This is a genomic window from Paraburkholderia sp. A1RI-2L, from assembly GCF_048957375.1.
In the GTDB taxonomy this organism is placed as follows: Bacteria; Pseudomonadota; Gammaproteobacteria; order Burkholderiales; family Burkholderiaceae; genus Paraburkholderia.
Genome location: NZ_JARBTA010000004.1, coordinates 660055 through 680889, shown reverse-complemented (window position 1 = coordinate 680889; position 20835 = coordinate 660055). Strand labels below are relative to the sequence as shown.

Sequence of the window (20835 nt, the reverse complement as noted above, 5' to 3'; positions counted from 1 at the left end):
TCCTCTTGCAGTAAAGATACGGCTGGATCAAACACCTCGAAAGCGGGCGCCGAACCGTACGGCGCCATGGCTTCAGAAGGAGTACGTAGCGGTAGCGAGAACGTAATCGCGATCGGCTAGCTGACGCATGTTGGGGTCGGGCTTGCCCAGAAACTTCGCGTAGACCAGCCCGATCTTGAGGTTCGAGAGGCGCGTGAAGTTCACGCCCACCGTGACGCGGTGGTCGCCCACGCCGGTAAGCGAACCGAGTGCGCCCGCGAGCGCGGAGGTGCCCGTGAAATCGTCGGAGTAGGTGAGCGGGACGTCGAGATCCCAGCCATTGAAGACGTTCTTGTAGCTGAGCGTCCAGGCCACTTCGAAGGCCGCTGCGTTGCGCGAGTTTGCGAGCGTGGTCGAGCCGTACACGGGCGTGACGTTGCCGGTATGCATGTACGACACTTCGGCAACCAGCGTTTGCGAGGCCGCGAGCCACGTCGGCCCGATCGCATAGATCGCGGAAAGGTTCGACTGCCAGACGTCGCCGCGCGTGGCCGTCGGGCCCGTGGGCGCATTCACGAGCACGGCCGCGCCCTGTCGGTACGAGGTTTCGCCGGCGATGTTCGCGCCGGCCAGGTCTGTCGAGAAGCTCAGGCCGGTCAGCTTGATGTGATCGAAGTACTTTTGCTGGTACTGGATCGTCGGGTAGTAGCTGAACACGACACTCGGGTTCATGTCGTTGTAGTGCAGGTAGTACGCGCCGATCTCGCTGGAGCCGGCCACGCGCCAGCGCGCACCCACGCCCCACTGGTCGTAGTTGCTCGGCTTGATGTCGCCGCCGCGCGGAATGATCATCCCGCCCGGCCCGATCAGGAACTGCGCGCCTGGCCCCACGATGTCCGAGTAGCTGAAGTAGCTGCCCGGCGCGGTGAGCTGGTTGTGCTGGAACGCGAACTGCCAGTAGGCCATCACGCTGAAGTCGGGGGTGATCTGCCATTGCGAGGAGATCTGCGGAACCGGCAGCAGGATGTCCTTCACTTCGGCGCCTGCCACGTACGACTTGGTGGCGTCGGCGGGGCCTTGCGCGCCCGCGATGTTCGGGAAGAACACGCTTTCGCCCCACGCCAGCACCTGGTCGCCCACCTTCACATTGAGGTTGGTCTGGCCGATATGGAAGGTGTTGTACACGTAGGCCGCGAGCAGTTGCGGCCGCGCGCCGGCCCAGTAGCTCGTGTCGCCCGTGAACTGGTTGTAGGTGCCGGAATGGTTGACCGTGAACGGCGCGTCGTTGTAGTTCGGACGGTGATAGACCTGGTCGTAGAACGCATCCGCGCGCACGAACACGCCCCAGTCGTCGTGCTTGAGGTTGACCTCGCCCAGGATGTTGACCTGGTTCTCCATCAGCTTGCCGGCCTTCTGGAAGTTGCGGTCGCCGTCGTCGCCGTTGATGTTGGTCGGGCCGAGCAGATCGCCGCTGGCTGCGCGCGTGCGCATGCCGAGCCCGTAGCCGAGCGTGAAGTTGTAGTCGAGCGTGGTGTTGTTGCCGAAGTCGATCTGGTCACCCGCCCACGCGCTCGTTGCGGCGCTCACGCACGCGGCTGCAAGGGCGAGCCGGCAGGCGGCGGTGATCGGTCGTAACGCACGCGGTGTGTCGATTCTCATTGTGTCTCCTCTGTTGGCTCCGTGATGGCGCTGTGCTGGCTCTTTCGTGGCTCGTGCGTGGCTCTAATGGCGTTGAAATGTTCTGCCGCGGCGCTTCGAAGGTTCGTCCCTGAGGCCGTCTTGCGAACCGGGGGCTTTGTTGTCGACAGAGGTTAGGGCGCTTGTGCGTGGTGAGAATCGTCAATACGGACTAGTTGGTTCCCCTCAGTGTCGGGAACGTGGCCGCGCCGCGTGCGCTTACCGGTGCTTATGCCTGACCGAGCGCCTTGCCAGCTTCGGTGCCCGCGAGAAAGGCGGGCACCTCGCCGCCGCCTTCGAGCACGAGATTCGATCCCGATGCATACGACGCATGCGCGGAAGCGAGAAAGAGGCAGGCATTGGCCACGTCCGTGGGCGTGGCGAGGCGCCCTGCGGGCACGGTGGCCGCCGCTGCGTGCAAACCCGCTTCGCCTACGTGGTCCGCTGTGGCGGCATCGGTGTGCACGAGGCTCGGGCTCACCGCCGCCACGCGCACCTTGGGCGCCCATTCGACGGCGAGCGAGCGCACGGCGTTGATCACGCCGGCTTTCGCGGCCCCATAGGCGGCTGTGCCGGGCGAAGGCCGCAGGCCGCTCACGCTGCCCACGAAAAGCAGCACGCCGCCTTCGGCCTGACGCTGCATCACGGCGTTGGCGCGCTGTGCGAGCCACAGCGGCGCAATCAGGTTCAGCCGGATCACCGACTCCGTGAAGCGCGGCGACGCCTGCGCGGCGAGCGCGAACGGCGCGCCGCCCGCGTTGCTCACGACCACGTCGAGCCGGCCGGTCTCGGCCTCGATGCGCGCGATGAGCGCGTCGATGGCGTCGATGTCGCGCACGTCGGCGGCGAGCGCGCGCAGCGGCGGCGTAGTGGGGGTATCGGCGTCCGTGCTGTCGTCGGTGAGGTGGTTTGTGTGGGCGTCCGCGTTTTCCGCCACGCTGCGTCCGCAGACGTAGACGGTCGCGCCCGCGCGCTGGAACGCCTGCGCGATCGCCGCTCCGATGCCCCGCGTGCCGCCTGTCACGAGCACGGTCTTGCTGCTGAAATCAAAGGGTGCCATGGGCCTCGTCTCCTGAATGCGCCGATCGGCGCCGATATGGGCGGGTAAGTGTCGAGGCGATGGTAGGGGAAATGCCGGGGCGTTTCTTAGTCTGAAAAGACGATGCGGCGCACGTTCGCGCCCCCGATGATCGGCATGAGAACTGGAGACAAGCGCATGACGACAACGCCGAACATCGCTCTACCCGCCGGCACCATCGGATCTTTCACCGATGTGCCGAGCGGCCTGAGGCTGCATCATTTCGAAGCCGGCAGCGGCGAGCCCGTGGTGTTCATCCACGGCAGCGGCCCCGGCGCGAGCGGCCTTAGCAACTTTCGCCATAATTACGCGCCCATCGCGGCGGCGGGCCACCGCGTCATCGTGGTCGACCTGCCGGGCTACGGCGCGTCGTCAAAGCCCGCCGACGCCGAATACACGCTCGACTTCTTCGTCGCGGCGCTGCGCGAGCAACTCGTGGCGCTGGGCGCGGGCCGCGCCACGCTGCTCGGCAATTCGCTGGGCGGCGCGATTGCGCTGAAATACGCGCTCGATTATCCGGACGACGTGAAGGCGCTCATCATGATGGCGCCCGGCGGCGTGGAGGAGCGCGAGACCTACTTTCGCATGGAAGGCATCCAGAAGATGGTGTCGCTCTTCACCAATCGTCAGATGAACCGGCAGACCATGCGTTATCTGCTGGAACTGCTGGTGCACGATCGCGCGCTCGTGACGGACGCGCTCGTGGAAGAGCGCCTGAAGGTCTGCGAAACGCAGCCGCCCGAAGTGCTTTCGACCATGCGCGTGCCCAACCTCACGGAGCGCCTCGTGGAATTGCGCTGCCCGGTGCTGGGTTTCTGGGGCACGCAGGACCGCTTCAATCCCGTGAGCGGCGCGATGCAGTTTCTCGAGCAATGCGAGGACGCGCGCTTCGTGCTGATGAATCGCTGCGGGCATTGGGTGATGGTGGAGCACCGCGAATATTTCAACCGCGAATGCGTGGATTTTCTCGCCGATCTGCGCAAGGGCGCCGGTCACGCGGAACGCACGAGCAAGACACGAGACAAGGAGACGACATGAGCAACACGCTCGCACAGCAACTCTTCGACCTCAGCGGCAAGGTCGCCGCGATCACGGGTTCCGCGCGCGGCATTGGCGCGCAGACCGCACGCACGCTCGCCTCGGCGGGTGCGGCCATTGCGGTGCTCGATGTGTTGCCGGAAGGCGAGGCGCTTGCGGCCGAGATCGTCGCGGCGGGCGGCAAGGCCCATTTCTGGCGGCTCGACGTGACGCAGGAAGCGGACGTGCAGCGCGTGTTCGGCGAGATCGTCGCGCGCTTCGGCCGGCTCGATGCGCTGGTGAACAATGCGGGCATCGAAGGCGCGAACGTGCCCACGCACGAGATCACGCTCGAGCAGTGGCGTCAGGTGATGGACGTGAATGTGACGGGTGTATTCCTGTGCACCAAGTACGCGATTCCAGCCATGCAGCAGGCGGGCGGCGGCTCGATCGTGAATGTCTCGTCGATGTACGGGCTCGTGGGCGGGCCGGACGTGCCTGCGTATCACGCCTCGAAGGGCGCCGTGCGCCTGATGGCGAAGACCGACGCGATGCTTTACGCCGCGAAGAACATTCGCGCGAATTCGGTGCATCCGGGTTACATTCGCACGCCGCTGCTCGAAGAGGCGTTCCGGAAGATCGGTGACCCCGACCAGATTTTCGGGCAATTGGCGCAGGCCGTGCCGCTCGCGAAGATCGGCGACCCGCAGGACATCGCGTCGGGCATCCTGTATCTCGTCTCGCCGGCGGGCCGTTATGTGACCGGCGCGGAACTCGTGATCGACGGCGGCTATACCGCGCGCTAGGAGGCTGCACGATGAGCGACACCGAACACATGAAGGCGCGCCTGCGCGAATACGTGGAGGCGTTCAACGCGAACGACGCGGCGCGCGTCACTGCGCTGTTCGCCGACAACGCCACGGTCGAAGACCCCGTGGGCTTGCCGCTCAAGCGCGGGCGCGCGGAGATCGACGCATTCTATGGCCACGCCACCACGGTGGGCGCGCGGCTCGAACTGGTTGCGCCGCCGCGCGGCTCGCATGCGAACGCGGCCACCATCACGTTCAAGGTGCATATCGCGGGCCCGGATGGCCCGGCGCATATCGACGTGACCGATGTGATGGAGTTCGATGCGCACGGCAAGATCGTGAGCATGCGCGCCTACTGGGGCGCGGATGACTATCACCGCGCGAGCGCGCCTTGAGTTCGTTCTGAGCAGGTGAACGGCGGCGCGCGCAGGAGATCTGCGGTCCGCCCGTTCCGCCCGCTTACTCTTCCATCAAGCGCGCGCGCACCTTCTTGCCCTTCAACTTCCCCGCGTTGAGCTTGCTCACCGCCTTGCGCGCGATGCTGCGCTCGACGGCCACGTAGGTCGAAAAATCCGTGACGTTGATCTTGCCGATCTGCGCGCCGCTGAAGCCGGCTTCGCCGGTGAGCGCGCCCAGCACGTCGCCGGGGCGGATCTTGTCCTTGCGTCCGCCGAGAATCTGCACGGTTTCCATCGGCGGCAGCAAGGGCGCGTCGCTGGCGGGCGTGAGCGACGCGAGCGGCTGCCATTCGACTTCGCGCTTGAGCGCCTGCTCGATGCCGCCCACGCGGCCCATTTCGTTCATGCTCGCGAGGCTCAGCGCCCAGCCGTCCTGGTCCGCGCGCCCCGTGCGGCCGATGCGGTGCACGTAGACCTCGGGGTCGGGCGTGACATCGACGTTGATCACGGCTTCGAGCTGCGCAATGTCCAGACCGCGCGCCGCCACGTCGGTGGCCACGAGCACCGAGCAACTGCGGTTCGCGAACTGGATCAGCACCTGGTCGCGCTCGCGCTGATCGAGCTCGCCGTGCAGCGCGAGCGCATGAAAGCCCTGCGCACGCAGCACATCGAGCAGATCGCGGCATTGCTGCTTGGTGTTGCAGAACGCGATCGTGCTCACGGGGCGGTAGTGATTCAACAGCATGCCTACTGCGTGCAGGCGCTCGTCGTCGCTGACTTCATAGAAGCGCTGGCGGATCTTGCTGTCGTCGTGGTGCTCTTCGAGCTTCACTTCCTTGGGATTGCGAAGGAATTGCTGGCTCAGCTTCGCGATGCCTTCGGGGTAGGTGGCCGAGAACAGCAGCGTCTGGCGCTCCTTGGGGCATTGGCGCGCGACCTTGGCGATGTCGTCGAAGAAACCCATGTCGAGCATGCGGTCCGCTTCGTCGAGCACGAGCGTGTTGAGCGCGTCGAGCGAGAGGATGCCGCGCTCGAGGTGATCCATGATGCGCCCCGGCGTGCCGACGATGATGTGCGCGCCGTGCTCGAGGCTCGCCGTCTGCGGCTTCATGGGCGTGCCGCCGCACAGCGTGAGCACCTTGATGTTTTCTTCGGCGCGCGCGAGCCGGCGGATCTCCTGCGCGACCTGATCGGCCAGCTCGCGCGTGGGGCAGAGGATCATCGCCTGCACGTCGAGCCGGCGCGCATCGAGCTTCGCGAGCAGCGCGAGCGAAAAGGCGGCGGTCTTGCCGCTGCCCGTCTTGGCCTGGGCGATGAGGTCGTGGCCCGCGAGCGCGATCGGCAGGCTGGCGGCCTGGATGGGCGTCATCTCGACATAGCCGAGCCGCGTGAGGTTCTCGAGCGCGGCGGGCGCGAGCGCAAGCGCGCTGAAGGGCGTGGCGGTGGGTGTGTTCGTCATTCGTGGTCTCGCCCCCGGGGGCAGATGCGGCGCGGCGCTAGCCCGAGGGGCGCGCCGCGGCGGGGATGGATCGGGCTGCGATGGCGGCATCGCGCGTGGCGCAATTCTAGCCGATGCGTGCGGGCGCGCGTTTCGTTTGTGGAAGGTCAAGGGGATGGCGCTTTCTCGCGTGCTTATGCGCGGCGAATCGGTGTGCCAGCCGAATTTAGGAATTTTCGTGTTCCAGGATATATATAGCTTATAGAGGATAGATGCCGGGTAACTTGTACAAGGCATCGGCATGACCATTCCCACCAAACGGTTCCTCACACTCGGCCTGCGCGGGCGCGCCGTACCCGAACGCATGCGCGTCGACCGCGGCGGAAACATCCTGTACGAGTCCGTCTTCACGCCCCGGCGCGTGCGCGGTCATGAGGCCATCGGGCAGCTGTTCGAATACCGCATCGAAGCGGTGACGACCCACCCGGCCGCATTGCGCATGGCGGCGGGCGGCAACGACGAACGGATCAGACTGGACGACGGGCAGCTTGTCGAGGGCGTGTCCAGCGAGCACGGGGAAACATCGCTGGTGCTGAGTCAGGATATGCAGGTCGCGGAAGTTCATTTGCTGCGAAACGATGGTTCGGTCATCGCGACGTATCAGCCGATGTTGACAAGAGTGACGGATACAGCCTTCAAGTCTCAAGGGAGTACATCATCGTAAGCAGTGAACGTAGTGCAGATAGTGACGACGTGCAGAAGGTTGGTCCATACATCCTGAGGAAGGTAAAGCCGGGATTGACCTCGGCGGGCATTGAACCGACCTATGCCACGTACACGCCTGACAGGTGGGGCTTACGCTATTCGGATCTCGACCCGGATCGAAAAGGACAGCTAATGTATCCGCTTGCGCGTGAGTACGCACGTGCGATGCAGGATCTGTTGCTCGATCGGATTCAATGGGGGGATGCGTATTTCGGGGACGAGGGGTTGACGCCTGTGCTTCGGTTGACATGGCCGATCGATAAAGGTCAATTCAAGCTGTTTGCCGAATTGCTCAAGCCTGTCATGAAAACTCCGTTGGCGAGTCCTGCCGGTGGATTCGGAGCGCCTCTTGAGATTGTGCCAACGCTCGTTCCATATGAGCCGAAGAATAGCCTTGAACAAGGAGCATTTGCGCCGACCTCATGGCAAATGAAAATTAACCTGTCCTGCATGGAATCAGTATTTCATATCAAGAAGGTTGCAAAGCGTGGTGACCCCGAGCGTCATGGGCAGACTACACCTCTTCAGCAGTTCGCCGACACGATCTACCATGAGTCCCGGCATTGCCAGCAAAACTTCTGGATCTATGTGTTGATCTTCAAGCATCTAGATAATTTTTCAGAAACACCAAACATTTCCTATTGGCCAGAACTGGCTAGTGGTCGAAAAAAACTACGCGAGCTTAGGATCTATCGCGACTACCTCTTTCCCGACGAGCTTAAACAGCGCAACGATGCCAGGCGCGGTTGGCATGCCAATCCAGGAGCGGTGCGATGACAAACCACTTCGAACACACCGTCGCACAGATCAGCCATGTTTCATCGGCCACTGGCTACGAAACCGTTGCACAGTGTGGCGCACGATCCCGGCCCAACGCAGGAAAGCGGTGCGATCCCACGGGTAGCGTCGACAATCACAAAACAAAATTGACCCGCACATGGACCACGCAAGAGATTGCGCTGCTCGGGACCATGTCCGACGCCCAGGTCGCGAGGCAAATCGGCGGCGTTTCATTTTCGACGGTGCAAAAGAAACGGCGGGAACTGGGTATTTCTCCAGCCGCGCCCGCGCATCTCCCATGGCCGCGGGAGCATATCGCCTTGCTCGGTGTAATGGCCGATAGTGAATTGGCGCGGCTCACTGGCCGCTCGACACGAGCCGTCAATCAAAAGCGCAACAAGCTCGGCATTCCCCCGGCGCTCGCATCGGCTTGAGCGCTTGCCTCACCCGCGCGAATGTTGCGCGCCCACCTCTTCGAGATCGAGGTCGCGCTCGATCATATGCAGCATCGCATCGTCGATGAGCCCCGCGCGGTGCAGGCGCAACACTTCCGCGCGGCCCGCGCTCACGGCGGCAAGCACGACGTCGTAATGCGCGGTGCGCACATCGTTCGGCAGTGCGGGTGCGCTCTCGAACGTGCGCGAGAGATTGGCCCGATACGTGTACTGCTCCAGCAGACGCGGGTGAATCACGCTGCCGTCCGGCCCGTGCACGAGCGGCTGGATGGCTTCAAGCTGCACTGCGAGCAGCTTTGCCCATGCTTGCGGCTCGGTGAGGTAGCGGGCGTTGGCGTCTTCGTCCTGCAGCGGTTTGACGAGCCGGATCAGCGGGCCAATGGTGAGGCCTTGCAGCAGCACCGTGAAGAGAATCACCGCGAACGCCGCGAACAGGATGAGATCGCGCCCGGGCAAGGATTCGGGCAGCGTGAGCGCGATGGCCAGCGTGACCACGCCGCGCATGCCGGCCCAGCTCACTACGGCGGCCGAGCGCAAATCGGCGGCCGCGATGCGGCGTGGCGCAAAGCGATGCACCAGCACGCGGATCGTCTCCAGCCCGAACGCCCACACGCAGCGCGACAGCACGACCGCCGCAACGATGGCGAGCGCGGCCGGGCCGAGTTGCGCGAACGCCTCGCCCGCGCCGCCGAGCCGGTGGATCACGCCGCGCAGCGATAGGCCGATCAGCACGAACACCAGCGCTTCGAGCACGAACACGAGCACCTCCCAGAACGCCGTGCCGCGCATGCGCACGCGCGCGGAGAACACCTCGTGCTGATGCCAGCCCAGATACATGCCGCACGTGACGGTGGCGATCACGCTCGATACGCCGGCCATTTCGCCGGCGATGTAGCTGAACCACGCGGCGCTGACGCTGGCGGTAATGATCAGATAGTCGTCGTCGAGCAGCCGCAGCAGGTTGATGGTGAGATAGCCGACGAACCACCCGATGGCGATGCCGCCTAGCGCGAGTCCCGAGAAGCTCAGCACGGCGCCCGACGTGCTGAACGCGCCCGTGAGCGCAGCGGCCACGGCGAGGCGGAACAGCACGAGGCCCGCCGCGTCGTTGAGCAGGCTTTCGCCTTCGAGCAGCACCATCAGGCGGCGCGGCAGCGCGAGGCGTTCGAGCACGGCTTTCGCGGCCACGGCGTCGGGCGGCGAGACCACTGCGCCCAGCGCGAAGCACACGGCCCACGGCAGCCCGGGCGCCATCCAGTGCGCGACGAGGCCGACAGCCCAGGTGGTGAACGCCACGGCGCCAATCGCGTACAGCAGGATGGGCGTGATATGCCGCTTGAAGTCGGCCCAGACGAAAAAATAGGCGCCGTTCATCAGGAGCGGCGGCAGGAACACGATGAGGACGAGGTCGGGATCGATGACGACGGGCGGCAGCCCCGGTGCGAACGCCATCGCTGCGCCGCCCACCAGCAGCGCCGCGGCGGGCGGCAGGCGCAGGCGTTTGGCAAGCAGCTCCAGCGCGATGATGGCGATGAGCGAAAGCAGCACGAGCTTGAATGCCGAGACTGCCGACATGGTGTCCCCTGTGAAATGCCGGATCGATTCGATCGATTCAATGGATCGGCGAGGCGGCTTCAGCCTTCGGCAAGCACCTGCTTGATGGCGTTCTCGAATGTTTCGACGGGCTGGCCGCCGCTCACCAGATACTTCTGGTTGAGGATGATGGCCGGCACCGACTGGATGCCCATCGCCTGCGCGTGCTGTTCTTCCGCGCGCACTTCGTCGGCATAGGCGCCGCTTTGCAGCACGGTGCGCGCCTCGTCGGCGTCCAGTCCCACCGATTGCGCGGCCTGAACCAGCATGTCGTGGTCGCTCGTGTCCTTGCCTTCGCCGTGATAGGCGCGCAGCAGCGCGAGCTTGAGCGGCAACTGCTTGCCCCGAAGGCTGGCCCAATGCAGCAGGCGATGCGCGTCGAAAGTGTTGTAGACGCGCGTGCGCGGCCCGAACGTGAAGCCCACGCTGGCGCCGCGCTCGCGAATCGCCTCCTGCGTTTGCGCGATTTGCTCCGGCGTGCGGCCGTATTTCTTGCCGAGGTAATCGACGATGGTTTCGCCGCCCGGCCCCATATCAGGATTCAGTTCGAAGGGGTGGACGGCGAGCGTGGCGTCGACGGTGTCGTGCAGATTCTTCAGCGCCTGGAGCAGCGAGGACAGGCCGATCGCGCACCAGGGGCAGGCGATATCGGAGACAAAGTCGATTTGCAGCGCTTGTTTCATGGCGTTTCCGAGGGAGGGGAGGACGTATGCCCAGGATTCTCGCACGTCCTCGCCGACCATGATGCAAGCCGCGCCGCTCGCGCGAGCGCCTAAGCGTTCACATCGACGACGAGCCTGCCGCGCACGCGCCCTTCGAGCAAATCGCTCGCGGCCGGAATGGCGTCGGCCAGACCGATCTCGCGCGTGATGGTGTCGAGCGCGTTCAGATCGAGCGTTTCGGCCAGCGCCTGCCACGCTTGCTGGCGCTCGGCGAAGGGCCGCGTCACGCTGTTGATGCCGATGAGGCTCACGCCGCGCAGGATGAACGGCGCAACCGTGGCGGGCAAGTCCATGCCTTGCGCGAGGCCGCAGGCCGCCACGGCGCCATCGGCGCGCAGGCTCGCGCACACGTTCGCGAGCGTATGGCCGCCGACCGAATCGACGGCCGCTGCCCAGCGTTCCTTTTGCAGCGGCTTGCCCGGCTCGGCAAGCGTCGCGCGGTCGATGACCTCGGCCGCGCCCAACTGCTGCAGATACGCGGCTTCCTGAAGCTTGCCGGTCGAGGCCACCACGCGATAGCCGCGTCGTGCCAGCAGCGTAATCGCGAAGCTGCCGACGCCGCCGCTCGCGCCGGTCACGAGCACGTCGCCATGGTCCGGGGCGATCCCGTAGCGTTCGAGCGCGAGAATGCAAAGCATCGCAGTATAGCCCGCCGTGCCGATCGCCATGGTCTGGCGCGCGCTCAGGCCACGCGGCAGCGGAATCAGCCAGTCGCCTCGCACGCGGGCCTTTTGCGCAAGACCGCCCCAGTGCTGCTCGCCCACGCCCCAGCCGTTGAGCACGACCGTATCGCCCACGGCATAGCGCGGGTCGGCGCTTTGCGCGACGGTGCCGGCGAAATCGATGCCCGGGACCATGGGAAAGCTGCGCACGACCGGGCTCTTGCCGGTGATCGCGAGCCCGTCCTTGTAGTTAAGCGTGCTGTATTGCACGTCGACGAGAACATCCGCGTCGGGCAGGCGCGATTCGTCGAGTTCGGCAACGCGCGCCGCGTATGATCCGGATTCCTTATCAACCAGAATGGCTTTGAACATGAGGGCCTCGGTGATGAAATGAAAGAGAAAAAGGGCGCGTGGCGAAGCGTTTCGTTGATCCGCTACCGCGTGGCATTGAGTCCGGCGATGAAACCCCGGAAAAACGTATCGAGCGGCGCGGCGTTGCGCACGAGTCGCGCGCGCAGCACCGCACCTTCCCAGCCGATCCAGAAGAATGCGGCCTGGGCGTCGAGATCGGTCGGCTTCGGAATCGCGCCTTCGCGCCGCGCCTCGCGCAGGCACGCGACCACGCGCGCCTGCCAGCCTTGCAGCACGCCTTCCAGGCGCTCGCGAAAGTCTTCGGGAAGCACGTCGACCTCCACCCCCAGGTTCCCGACGAGGCAGCCTCGCGTGAAGTCATGACGCGCCATGCCCGACTTCGCGTCTTCAACGAATGCGCCGAGCCGCTCCAGCGCGGGACGCGTTGCATCGAGCAGCCAGTGGTCGAGCTTCGCGCAGAAGTAGCGATCGTAAGCGGCCATGAGGTCGCGGCCGAAAGCTTCCTTGCTCTCGAAGTAGTGATAGAACGAGCCCTTCGGAACGCCGGCGCGCTTGAGCATGGCGTCGAGCCCGGTGGCGGCGAAGCTTTGCCCGGTCAGCATTTCCAGGCCCGCGCGAATCAGCAGATCGCGCGTGTCGGCATGAGCGCGCGGGTCTTTCGGCGGGCGGCCGCGGCGCGGCTTGACGGTCGGAGCATTCACGAACGCGATATTAGACCGATCGTCTCAAAAATTCAATGCCTGCGTTTCAGGGCGTCCACCTGTGCACCACAACACTGCTGCCGTTGTAATTGTCCTTCGTAATCACGTACTGGCCCGTCGAAGTCAAATACGCACGCAGGCCATACATCGAATCCACGTCGTTGCCCACATCCATGGCGCCGGGATTTGCATTGATCAGCGTGGTGACCTGCTGGCCTGTCGTGAGATCGAACACGTCGACATTCGGCACGGTATGCACATAGCCGACGAACAGATAATTGCCCGCTGCCGCCATCGACTTGGGATTGGCGCTGGTGAGGTTGATGACCGGTCCCGGCGTGCGATTGCCCGCACCCCAGCCGTGATACACCTCAATATGGCCGTTCATGGCGGTCCAGTCCCAGCTTCCGGCCAGCCCTTGCGCGAGGATCATCGTGTCGCTTTCCGGCTGATAGACGATGCGCGTGATCGGCCGCGCGCTCACGGGCGTCGAAATGGTGATGGCGGGACCCCATGAGGGTTTGCCAGTGCCGTCGAAACCGGTGAGCGGGTAACGGTAAATGTGGTTCGTGCGGTCGAGCCCGGCCCACACGTCGCCCTTGCTGTCGATGCAGAAGCCGCCCGTGACGGAGATCGTCGTCTTGAACAGCGGGCCGGGCAATGAACCGTCGGGAATCGCGATGTAGCCGCTTGCGGGATTGAAGTGGAAGAAGTAGAAGATCGCGGGATTCTGCCCCGACGCCACGAGAATGCGGTTGCCGCCCACCGAGACGAGCTGGCCGAAGTGCTCGTCGCGTTGCGTGTCGTTCATGTTCAGGCGCGGATCGTTCGGGTAGGTGAGCGGATCCACCGTATTGGCGACGAAGGTGCCGCCCGCCGTGCCCGTGAAGATCGCCGTGCCGGTGTAGAACAGCGCGGCGTCGGTGGCCGGATCGGGCGCGGCCACGCCTTCGAAGTTCAGCGCCTGGAGCTTCCAGAGCAGATTGCTGTTGGGATCGTAGGCGTGAATGTCGGTGCCGCCGTTGCGGCCGAGGTCCCATGCGCCGCCCCACGGATTGTTGAGCACATAAAGGTTGCCGGCCGTGTCCTTGCCAATGCCCGTGATGCGCGTGAAGCGTTTGGCGCCTACCTGTCCCTTGGTGCCAGTCGTGGTGTCGAGGTAGCCGCCCGTCACACCGAAGATGCCCGTGAGCGTGGGCGTGCCCGCGAGGCTATAGAGCTTGATGTTCATGTCGGGGCCTTCGTCGCCCACCATCAGCAGTCCTGTGGATGCATCGAAGTAGAGCGCGGAGGGCTGCGCGCCCGCCGGCATCTGGATCGTCTGCAATTGCGAGCCCGCGGGGCTGAATTCAACGATCGTTCCCGCGCCCTTCTGCGCGACCCAGACGTTGCCCGCGCTGTCGAGCGCGAGCGCGCCCGGGCTCGCGATGGGGATGTCGCGCTGCCATGCGCCATCGGTCGTGAAGATGCGCACGCGGTTGCCGGGGAAGTCGCTCGCGTAGAGCAGCGCGTTTTGCGTGGCCAGGCCTGTGATGACATCGGCGCGGCTGACCGATGTCGATGCGCTCACGCTGATGGTGAGGTCGCGCTGGCCGCTCGCGCGGTTGTAGCGTCCGACCGTGCCGCTGCCGTAGGCGGTGCCGGCCTGCATGGCCGCGAAGATCGAGGTGGCGTTGCCGGTGATGGCGCCGCCCTGGAATTCGTTATGCAGGCCGATCGAGCCGATGCTCTTGCCGTTCTGATAGATGGCCATGCCGCCTTCGTTCTCGTCCCAGAACGATGCGGTGTAAATGACGCCTTCGGGCGCGACCCACATCGAGCGTGCGCCATTGCCCACATGTGCCGCGAGTGTGCCGTAGGTGTTGGCGAGCCAGTCGGTGGTGTATTGCTGCGCCTGTGCGTCAGGGGCGAGCGCGGCGGCGAATACGGCAAAAATGGCGGCCGACAGCAGCGCGCCAAGGTGCTTTTTGTTCTTCTTCATGAAAAAAACTCCGGATACAACGAGTTCGAATGTCGTCGACGGGCTGGGCTTGCCGGCTGCGACAGGGCAATGCGCGATGCATGTTGCTTAACGAAATCAGCGGCACTGGCTCATGTTTCTAAATATTCGTGTCACTGGTTTTAATCGGCGGCTGGATTTTTTTTCCTTTAATCGATCGGAGCGGCGACAGGGTGCGTAAGCAATTGACGTGCCCGGGCCGAAGGCAAAACCAGGAAAGGCATGCGGCCCGACGTAGGGTATATTCCGGGGTTATCAACGGGATTTAACTCATTGGACATGCGCGGATTTTCTATTGCATTTCGTTTACGCCAATTTTTCGCGTGAAGAAATGTTGGCGGACCGATGCTCCGGCGCGGGCCGTTTCGATGCAAAATGCTTGCTTTTGGCAGGTCCGGCCATAGGTATGGAATCCATGTCTGAAAACAGGGACAGCAAGCCAGTGAAAACGGAATTCGTCGAAGCGAGCAGCGCCCGCCCGGACCTGCTTTGCTACCTTGTGGCCATCGCCGCGTCGTCTTACGCGTTGACTCAGGAATGGCGCGTCGATCACGTCGTCTCGTGCTGCCGCGAATGGCTGCAAAAGGGCGGCCTGACGATGCATTGGCTCGATCGCGTTCGCCTTGGCCAGCTGGCGCTCAAGATCGCAAGCCGCGATCTGCTTGGCGCGGGTATTGCCGTGCGGCTTTCCAGCGTCTCGGTGCTGTTTACGAATGAGTTGGAGCTCAACGAGGCGTCGACCATGGTGCAGCGCATGATGTCGCTGTGCCAGGCCCAGCTCTGAATTTGTGGCTTTCGCAAAACGCCACGTCCCGCGAAACAGCAGCAAGCCGCCATAACCCGCCTACTCGACGCTCAAGCGCGCCCCGATCCGCCCGGCGGCGGCCCGAAGATCGTCCAGATGGCGCGCGGCCATATCCTCGACCTTGAAAAGCCGTTCGAACCAGACGATATTGACGCAGCCAGCAATCGAACCATCGGGCGCTTCGATCGGCACGGCAAGCGCAGACAAGCCGTCGTTGTATTGCGCCCGCGACTGGGTATACGACCCGCCAAAATTGCGCTCACGCGATCCATACCCGCGCCGCCGCGTTTCGTTGACCAACTGCCGGACATAACGCCCGTCATGCGCCCGCTCGTCGCCTGGCCGCTGGCCCGAGCGCAACGCTTCGAGCAGCGATTCGCGCTCCGCATCCGGGCAAAACGCCAGATACGCGCGTCCGACTGCCGAGCGCAACATGTTGATCTCATAGCCGAGCTTGTCGCGGTTGACGAGAAAGTACGAGCGTGTGCGGTTCGACTCGCACAGCGCCATCGTCGTGCCGCGCCGCACGGCGAGATCCGATGGCCAGAGAATGCGGCTCTGCAACCGGTCCAACTCCGGCGCCGCGCATTCGATCAAATGATCCACGCGATCGATGCGCCGCGCGCGCGCCTGCAACGTGTAGCTCGGGCGAAACAGCCCGTCGGCCAGCCGCTGCCAGATCAGCCCCTGCCGTTCCAACGTCAGAAGAATGCGCAGCAGCGTGGCCTTCGGAATGCCTGTGTGCAGATGCAAATCGTGCAGGCTCGCGGCCTGCAACTCTTGCAGGGTCTTGAGCGTGATGAGGCCTCGTTCGAGCGCGTCGATCGTCTTGACTTTCGGGGACCACATGGCTGAATCCGTTGCGTTTCACTGGGTGAAATCATCTCAGAAATTGCTGGGTTGCGCATCCGGGCTGTTCTACGCTTGCCTTAACTCAAGGAGACAAGCGATGGAGACAGTCAAGAACATCTTGTTCATCATGTGCGACCAGCTGCGCTGGGATTACTTGTCCTGCTACGGCCACCCGACGCTGCAAACGCCCAATATCGATGCGCTTGCGCGGCGCGGCGTGCGCTTCGAGCGCGCCTACGTGCAAAGCCCGGTTTGCGGGCCGTCGCGCATGTCGTACTACACGGGCCGCTACGTGGCGAGCCACCGCGCGTACTGGAATTTCGTGCCGCTGCCCGTTGGCGAGCTGACGCTCGGTGACTACCTGCGCACGCGCGGCATGCGTGTCGCGCTGGCGGGCAAGACGCACATGGTTGCCGACAAGGCCGGCATGCAGCGCCTCGGCATGACCCATGAATCGCCGGGCGCGGTGCTCGTGGAGGAGTGCGGCTTCGAGCCGTTCGATCGCGACGACGGCATTCACCCCGGCCTCTTCGGTGCTCGCGTCGAAACGCCGTATTGCGATTACCTGCGCCGCAAAGGCTACGAGGGCGACAATCCCTGGCATGACTATGCAAATTCGGCGCAGGGAGAGGACGGCGAGATCCTGAGCGGCTGGAAGATGCGTCACGCGTCCAAACCGGCGCGCGTGAGCGAGGAGCACTCGGAAACACCCTATATGATCGACCGGGCGATGGCGTTCATCCGCGAGCAGGGCGACGCGCCCTGGTGCCTGCACCTGAGTCTGATCAAGCCGCATTGGCCGTACATGGCGCCCGCGCCGTACAACGATATGTATGGCCCCGAGGACGTGAAGCCCGCCACGCGCACACTGGACGAGCGCGAGCATCCGCATCCGGTGTTCGGCGCGTTCATGCAGCACGACGAGAGCGTGAGCTTCGCGCGCGACGAGGTGCGCGAGACGGTCATCCCGACCTACATGGGGCTCGTGAAGCAGATCGACGACCACCTCGGCCGCCTGTTCGCGTTCCTGCGCGAAACCGGCCGCGACCAGGACACCATGATCGTATTCACGAGCGACCATGGCGATTACCTGGGCGATCACTGGCTCGGCGAGAAGGAGCTCTTTCACGATGCGTCGTCGCGCGTGCCGCTCATTGTCGTCGATCCGCGCCCCGAGGCCGACGCCACGCGCGGCACGGTCGAGCGGCGGCTCGTCGAGGCCATCGACCTGCTGCCCACGTTCCTCGATGCGGCGGGCGTGGAGATTCCCGGTCATATCGTCGAAGGGCGCTCGCTGCAGCCGCTGCTGCATGGCACAACCGGCGTGACGTGGCGCGATGCCGTTTTCAGCGAGTTCGACTATTCGTTCCGTTCGCGCACGCGCACGCTGCTGGGCCGCGATCTCGACGGCTGCCGCTGCTTCATGGTGTTCGACGGCCGCTGGAAATACATCCATTACGATGGCTTTGCGCCGCAACTGTTCGACCTCGCGGCAGACCCCGACGAGCTGAACGACTTGGGCCGCGATGCACAACACGCGGGCGTGCGCGCCGAGATGCACGAGCGTCTGTTCGACTGGCTGCGCCACCGCACCTTGCGGCAGACCGCGCCCGCGCGCTTCGTCGAGCGCTGGACGGAAGTGTCCGAGAAGGGCGGCATTCTGCTCGGCGACTGGTAGCGGCGGACGGTGGCAGGAAGGGGCGCCGCGCCCCTCTCAGCGGTAGAGCAGGTAAAAACTATTCGTACATGCAGGAGACATCATGTATCGCCTTATCGCAGCCCATCTCGTGGCGCTGGCGATGGCGTTGCCGGTCATGGCGCATGCCGCCACGACGCTGGTCGTCAACGCCTTTTTGCCGCCACAGCATATCTTCAACGTCGAGGTCATGAGGCCGTGGGCCGAGGACGTCGAGCGCGTCACCCAGGGGCGCGTGAAGATTGTCTTTCCGCCCACCAGCATCGGCTCGCCGCAACAGCAATGGGACGTCGTGCGCAAGCGCATCGTGGATGGCGCCTACATTTTCAACGGCCTCATCCAGAATAAGGCAAGCCTCGTGCAGCTCGCGCATCTGCCGCTCGGCTCCTCGTCCGCCGAGGGCATGTCGGTCGCGCTCTGGCGGACTTACGAAAAGTACTTCGAGCAGGCCGGCGAGTATCGCGACGTGCATCTGCTCGCGCTCGTGGTGTTTCCGGCGGGCGAGATCTATAGCCTCAAGCAGCCCGTCACGTCGCTTCAGGCGATACATGGCGTGAAATACTGGGCACTGCCAGGGGTTGCCTCGACGCTGATGGATCGCGGCGGCGCGGGCGTGGTGGCCACCCCCGCCGCGAAAATGAGCGAGCTGGTGGCGGGCGGCACCGTTGACGGCTTCGTCGGCATCCCCGAGATGGACGCTGCGCGCTTCAACGTGGTCCGCTATGCGCGCTATGAAACGACCGTGCCGGGCGGCATCACCGCGCCGAGCTTTTCGCTCTTCGTGAACCGGCAGGTGTGGGCGTCGATCTCGCCGGCCGACCGCGCGGCCATCACCGCGCTTTCGGGCGAGGCGTTCGCGCGCCGCATGGCCGTGATCGACGCGTCCAATGCGCTTGCCCGCAAGGAGGCCGTCGCGAACGGGCTCAAGCTGATCTCGCCGTCACCGGACTTCGTCGGCGCGCTCCGTGCGCTGGCGCAGCCCATGGACGCGCAATGGATCACCCGCGCGGACCGGCTGCACGTGGACGGCGCGGCCGCGCTCGCCTACTACCGCAACGAAGCAAAGCAGGAGGCAAAATGAGCCTCAGTCAACCTTCCGATGTTTTGCACCCGTCCGTAGCGATCGTCCCGGACGCACGCGAGAGCCTTGTCTCGCGCTGGCTGCGGCGCGTGCTCGGCAGCGTGGTCGCGCTCGTGCTGCTCTCGATCATGGGGCTCACGTTCTGCGATGTGTTCATGCGGTACTGGTTCTCCGCGCCCATCCGCGGCGCCTCCGAGATCGTGCGCTTTGCCATGGCGATCCTCATTTTCTCGGCGTTTCCGCTCGTCACGCTGAGCCAGCAGCACATCACGGTGAACCTGCTGCACGGGCGCTTCGGGCGCCTCGGCAACTGGCTGCAACATCTGTTCGTGCTGCTCGTGAGCGTGACCGCGGTGGGCATCATGACCTGGCAGCTCGCAAGCGATGGCGCCGATCTCGCGAACAACCGCATCACCACGACCGTGCTGGAGTGGCCGCTCGCGCCGCTCAGCTACTACATGAGCGCACTTTCCGGCGTCACGCTGATCGTGCTGCTCGCGCTTACCGTCGATCACTTCGCCGCGCTCGGCCGCAAGGAAACGCCATGACACTCGCACTTTCAGGCTTCGCCGCCGTTTTGCTGTTCGCGTTCGTGGGCGTGCCGCTCGGCTTTGCGATGCTCGGCATCGGTGTGGGCGCTTTCGCACTGATCCGCGGCTGGGAGCCCGCGCTCGCGATGGCCGGCATGACGATCGCCGACCTCGCCGCCAACGAGAATCTCTCCGTGCTGCCGATGTTCATCCTGATGGGCACGTTCATCTACAAGGCCGATCTGGCCGAGGAGCTCTACGACGCGGCTAACGCCTGGATCGGCCATTTCAAGGGCGGCCTCGCGCACGCCACGGTGCTGGCCTGCGCCGGCTTCGCCTCGATGTCGGGCAGCTCGATCGCCACGGCGGCCACCATGACCAAGGTGGCGATGCCGCCGATGCGCCGCCACCGCTACGCGGACAGCCTGGCCGCGGGCTGCGTGAGTTCGGGCGGCACGCTGGGCGCGCTGATTCCGCCGAGCTTTCCCTTGCTCATCTATGGCGTCCTGACCGATCAGGATATCGGCAAGCTGTTTATCGCAGGGATCGGCCCGGGATTGCTGCTGGGCTCGCTGTTTCTGCTCTCGATCTGGTGGACGGTGCGGCGCGATCCCGCCAAAGGTCCGCGCGGCGAGCGCGTGGACTGGCCTACGCGCTTCGCCAAGCTCGGCAAGATCTGGGGCGTGCTCGCGCTGTTCCTGATCGTGGTGGGCGGCCTGTATGGCGGCATCTTCACGGCCACCGAGGCATCCAGCGTAGGCGCGACCGGCGCGCTCGTGTTCGCAGGACTGCGCCGCAAGCTGAGCTGGGCGCTGTTGTTCGAGTCGCTCGTGGAAGCGGGCAAGACCACCGCGATGATCTTCGCCATCGCCTTCGGCGGCATGGTGTTCGCCAACTTCATCACGCTCTCTGGCCTCACCGCCACGCTGGTTGCCTGGATTCACGCGCTGCATTTGCCGCTTATCGGCGTGATTGCGGTCATCACCTGCATCTACATCGTGCTCGGCTCGCTCATGGAAGCGCTCGCGATGATGCTGCTCACCATCCCCGTGTTCGCGGCGGTGGTGCAGCCGCTCGGCGCGAACATGATCTGGTTCGGCATTTACGTGGCGATGATGATGGAGATCGGCATGATTCATCCGCCCGTTGGCATGAATGTGTTCATGGTGAAGACCATGCTGCCGGAATTGTCGATTCGCACCATTTTCCGCGGCACCGTGCCGTTTCTCTGCGCGAACATCGTCGCGCTCGTGGTGGTCATTCTCGTGCCGGGCGTGGCGCTCGGGCTGGTTCATCTCATGCGTTGAAGGCTCACCGCCAGGCGCGCGCCCGGCCGTCTACCCGTAGTTGTCCTGGGGTGGGCGCGCCGCGCCCGCACGGGCCGCGCGCTGCGCTCGCGGTGCCGCGGCTGCCGTGCGCGGCGGCC

At 64.6% G+C, this 20835-nt stretch carries 20 protein-coding genes; 11 read left to right on the top strand and 9 right to left on the bottom strand.

What is annotated here, in order from left to right:
• Positions 1–72: 72 nt before the first annotated feature.
• On the bottom strand, positions 73–1638 hold the full coding sequence (locus PWP93_RS31500) for a DUF1302 domain-containing protein (RefSeq protein WP_421047502.1): 1566 nt from the start codon (positions 1636–1638) through the stop codon (positions 73–75).
• 247 nt (positions 1639–1885) lie between these two features.
• Positions 1886–2716, bottom strand: a complete 831-nt coding sequence (locus tag PWP93_RS31495) for an SDR family oxidoreductase (RefSeq protein WP_421047501.1) — start codon at positions 2714–2716, stop codon at positions 1886–1888.
• A gap of 156 nt (positions 2717–2872) precedes the next feature.
• On the opposite strand from PWP93_RS31495, the gene PWP93_RS31490 reads away from it, so the two are divergent.
• From PWP93_RS31490 to PWP93_RS31480, 3 genes are read left to right on the top strand one after another with little or no spacing between them, the layout of a single operon-like run.
• Positions 2873–3772 (top strand): alpha/beta fold hydrolase, encoded by a 900-nt coding sequence (locus PWP93_RS31490; protein WP_421047500.1) that lies wholly within the window; start codon positions 2873–2875, stop codon positions 3770–3772.
• On the top strand, positions 3769–4557 hold the full coding sequence (locus PWP93_RS31485) for an SDR family NAD(P)-dependent oxidoreductase (protein ID WP_421047499.1): 789 nt from the start codon (positions 3769–3771) through the stop codon (positions 4555–4557). Before PWP93_RS31490 ends, PWP93_RS31485 begins: the two co-directional genes overlap by 4 nt.
• 11 nt (positions 4558–4568) lie before the next feature.
• On the top strand, positions 4569–4955 hold the full coding sequence (locus PWP93_RS31480) for a nuclear transport factor 2 family protein (RefSeq protein WP_421047498.1): 387 nt from the start codon (positions 4569–4571) through the stop codon (positions 4953–4955).
• A gap of 64 nt (positions 4956–5019) precedes the next feature.
• Here the strand turns inward: PWP93_RS31480 and dbpA are convergent, their stop codons facing one another.
• On the bottom strand, positions 5020–6417 hold the full coding sequence (dbpA, locus tag PWP93_RS31475; protein WP_421028082.1) for an ATP-dependent RNA helicase DbpA: 1398 nt from the start codon (positions 6415–6417) through the stop codon (positions 5020–5022).
• Positions 6418–6697: 280 nt separating this feature from the next.
• Here dbpA and PWP93_RS31470 point away from each other — a divergent pair, with 280 nt between their 5' ends.
• From PWP93_RS31470 to PWP93_RS31460, 3 genes are all read left to right on the top strand, one after another.
• Complete coding sequence (locus tag PWP93_RS31470; protein WP_421047497.1) at positions 6698–7120, top strand: hypothetical protein; 423 nt, start codon at positions 6698–6700, stop codon at positions 7118–7120.
• A 173-nt stretch (positions 7121–7293) separates the two neighbouring features.
• Positions 7294–7938 carry a hypothetical protein gene (locus tag PWP93_RS31465; RefSeq protein ID WP_421047496.1) on the top strand — a complete coding sequence of 215 codons (645 nt, stop codon included), beginning with the start codon at positions 7294–7296 and terminating at the stop codon, positions 7936–7938.
• Entirely contained in the window at positions 7935–8375 is a 441-nt protein-coding gene (locus PWP93_RS31460; RefSeq protein WP_421047495.1) for a hypothetical protein, read from the top strand. The genes PWP93_RS31465 and PWP93_RS31460 overlap by 4 nt, the downstream gene beginning before the upstream one ends.
• A 9-nt stretch (positions 8376–8384) precedes the next feature.
• Here PWP93_RS31460 and PWP93_RS31455 read toward each other — a convergent pair whose 3' ends face one another.
• The 5 genes from PWP93_RS31455 to PWP93_RS31435 all read right to left on the bottom strand — a co-directional run bounded on the left by PWP93_RS31455 (position 8385) and on the right by PWP93_RS31435 (position 14427).
• Complete coding sequence (locus PWP93_RS31455; protein WP_421047494.1) at positions 8385–9971, bottom strand: Na+/H+ antiporter; 1587 nt, start codon at positions 9969–9971, stop codon at positions 8385–8387.
• Positions 9972–10030: 59 nt separating this feature from the next.
• Positions 10031–10672 (bottom strand): DsbA family oxidoreductase, encoded by a 642-nt coding sequence (locus tag PWP93_RS31450; RefSeq protein ID WP_421047493.1) that lies wholly within the window; start codon positions 10670–10672, stop codon positions 10031–10033.
• 89 nt (positions 10673–10761) lie between these two features.
• Entirely contained in the window at positions 10762–11745 is a 984-nt protein-coding gene (locus PWP93_RS31445) for an MDR family oxidoreductase (RefSeq protein ID WP_421047492.1), read from the bottom strand.
• A gap of 62 nt (positions 11746–11807) precedes the next feature.
• Complete coding sequence (locus PWP93_RS31440; protein ID WP_421047491.1) at positions 11808–12446, bottom strand: TetR/AcrR family transcriptional regulator; 639 nt, start codon at positions 12444–12446, stop codon at positions 11808–11810.
• A 46-nt stretch (positions 12447–12492) separates the two neighbouring features.
• Entirely contained in the window at positions 12493–14427 is a 1935-nt protein-coding gene (locus tag PWP93_RS31435) for an SMP-30/gluconolactonase/LRE family protein (RefSeq protein ID WP_421047490.1), read from the bottom strand.
• Between the two features lie 433 nt (positions 14428–14860).
• On the opposite strand from PWP93_RS31435, the gene PWP93_RS31430 reads away from it, so the two are divergent.
• Positions 14861–15229 carry a hypothetical protein gene (locus PWP93_RS31430; protein ID WP_421047721.1) on the top strand — a complete coding sequence of 123 codons (369 nt, stop codon included), beginning with the start codon at positions 14861–14863 and terminating at the stop codon, positions 15227–15229.
• A gap of 60 nt (positions 15230–15289) precedes the next feature.
• Here PWP93_RS31430 and PWP93_RS31425 read toward each other — a convergent pair whose 3' ends face one another.
• Positions 15290–16099, bottom strand: a complete 810-nt coding sequence (locus PWP93_RS31425; RefSeq protein ID WP_421047489.1) for an IclR family transcriptional regulator domain-containing protein — start codon at positions 16097–16099, stop codon at positions 15290–15292.
• Between the two features lie 100 nt (positions 16100–16199).
• On the opposite strand from PWP93_RS31425, the gene PWP93_RS31420 reads away from it, so the two are divergent.
• The 4 genes from PWP93_RS31420 (at position 16200) to PWP93_RS31405 (ending at position 20716) form a co-directional block, all read left to right on the top strand.
• Positions 16200–17780 carry an alkaline phosphatase family protein gene (locus PWP93_RS31420; RefSeq protein WP_421047488.1) on the top strand — a complete coding sequence of 527 codons (1581 nt, stop codon included), beginning with the start codon at positions 16200–16202 and terminating at the stop codon, positions 17778–17780.
• Between the two features lie 82 nt (positions 17781–17862).
• Positions 17863–18879 (top strand): TRAP transporter substrate-binding protein DctP, encoded by a 1017-nt coding sequence (gene dctP, locus PWP93_RS31415; RefSeq protein WP_421047487.1) that lies wholly within the window; start codon positions 17863–17865, stop codon positions 18877–18879.
• Positions 18876–19427 carry a TRAP transporter small permease gene (locus tag PWP93_RS31410; RefSeq protein WP_421047486.1) on the top strand — a complete coding sequence of 184 codons (552 nt, stop codon included), beginning with the start codon at positions 18876–18878 and terminating at the stop codon, positions 19425–19427. The genes dctP and PWP93_RS31410 overlap by 4 nt, the downstream gene beginning before the upstream one ends.
• A complete protein-coding gene (locus PWP93_RS31405) occupies positions 19424–20716 on the top strand; it encodes a TRAP transporter large permease (protein WP_421028071.1) in 1293 nt (430 codons plus the stop codon). Before PWP93_RS31410 ends, PWP93_RS31405 begins: the two co-directional genes overlap by 4 nt.
• Positions 20717–20835 lie beyond the last annotated feature (119 nt).

What these genes read in the sequence shown, in the direction of transcription:
- PWP93_RS31430 (WP_421047721.1), top strand. Translation starts at nt 14,861, where the DNA reads ATGTCTGAAAACAGGGACAGCAAGCCAGTGAAAACGGAATTCGTCGAA.
- PWP93_RS31490 (WP_421047500.1), top strand. Translation starts at nt 2,873, where the DNA reads ATGACGACAACGCCGAACATCGCTCTACCCGCCGGCACCATCGGATCT.
- PWP93_RS31480 (WP_421047498.1), top strand. Translation starts at nt 4,569, where the DNA reads ATGAGCGACACCGAACACATGAAGGCGCGCCTGCGCGAATACGTGGAG.
- PWP93_RS31485 (WP_421047499.1), top strand. Translation starts at nt 3,769, where the DNA reads ATGAGCAACACGCTCGCACAGCAACTCTTCGACCTCAGCGGCAAGGTC.
- PWP93_RS31465 (WP_421047496.1), top strand. Translation starts at nt 7,294, where the DNA reads ATGTATCCGCTTGCGCGTGAGTACGCACGTGCGATGCAGGATCTGTTG.
- PWP93_RS31420 (WP_421047488.1), top strand. Translation starts at nt 16,200, where the DNA reads ATGGAGACAGTCAAGAACATCTTGTTCATCATGTGCGACCAGCTGCGC.
- PWP93_RS31410 (WP_421047486.1), top strand. Translation starts at nt 18,876, where the DNA reads ATGAGCCTCAGTCAACCTTCCGATGTTTTGCACCCGTCCGTAGCGATC.
- dctP (WP_421047487.1), top strand. Translation starts at nt 17,863, where the DNA reads ATGTATCGCCTTATCGCAGCCCATCTCGTGGCGCTGGCGATGGCGTTG.
- PWP93_RS31470 (WP_421047497.1), top strand. Translation starts at nt 6,698, where the DNA reads ATGACCATTCCCACCAAACGGTTCCTCACACTCGGCCTGCGCGGGCGC.
- PWP93_RS31495 (WP_421047501.1), bottom strand. Translation starts at nt 2,716, where the DNA reads ATGGCACCCTTTGATTTCAGCAGCAAGACCGTGCTCGTGACAGGCGGC.
- PWP93_RS31445 (WP_421047492.1), bottom strand. Translation starts at nt 11,745, where the DNA reads ATGTTCAAAGCCATTCTGGTTGATAAGGAATCCGGATCATACGCGGCG.
- PWP93_RS31435 (WP_421047490.1), bottom strand. Translation starts at nt 14,427, where the DNA reads ATGAAGAAGAACAAAAAGCACCTTGGCGCGCTGCTGTCGGCCGCCATT.
- PWP93_RS31455 (WP_421047494.1), bottom strand. Translation starts at nt 9,971, where the DNA reads ATGTCGGCAGTCTCGGCATTCAAGCTCGTGCTGCTTTCGCTCATCGCC.
- PWP93_RS31405 (WP_421028071.1), top strand. Translation starts at nt 19,424, where the DNA reads ATGACACTCGCACTTTCAGGCTTCGCCGCCGTTTTGCTGTTCGCGTTC.
- PWP93_RS31450 (WP_421047493.1), bottom strand. Translation starts at nt 10,672, where the DNA reads ATGAAACAAGCGCTGCAAATCGACTTTGTCTCCGATATCGCCTGCCCC.
- dbpA (WP_421028082.1), bottom strand. Translation starts at nt 6,417, where the DNA reads ATGACGAACACACCCACCGCCACGCCCTTCAGCGCGCTTGCGCTCGCG.
- PWP93_RS31500 (WP_421047502.1), bottom strand. Translation starts at nt 1,638, where the DNA reads ATGAGAATCGACACACCGCGTGCGTTACGACCGATCACCGCCGCCTGC.
- PWP93_RS31460 (WP_421047495.1), top strand. Translation starts at nt 7,935, where the DNA reads ATGACAAACCACTTCGAACACACCGTCGCACAGATCAGCCATGTTTCA.
- PWP93_RS31425 (WP_421047489.1), bottom strand. Translation starts at nt 16,099, where the DNA reads ATGTGGTCCCCGAAAGTCAAGACGATCGACGCGCTCGAACGAGGCCTC.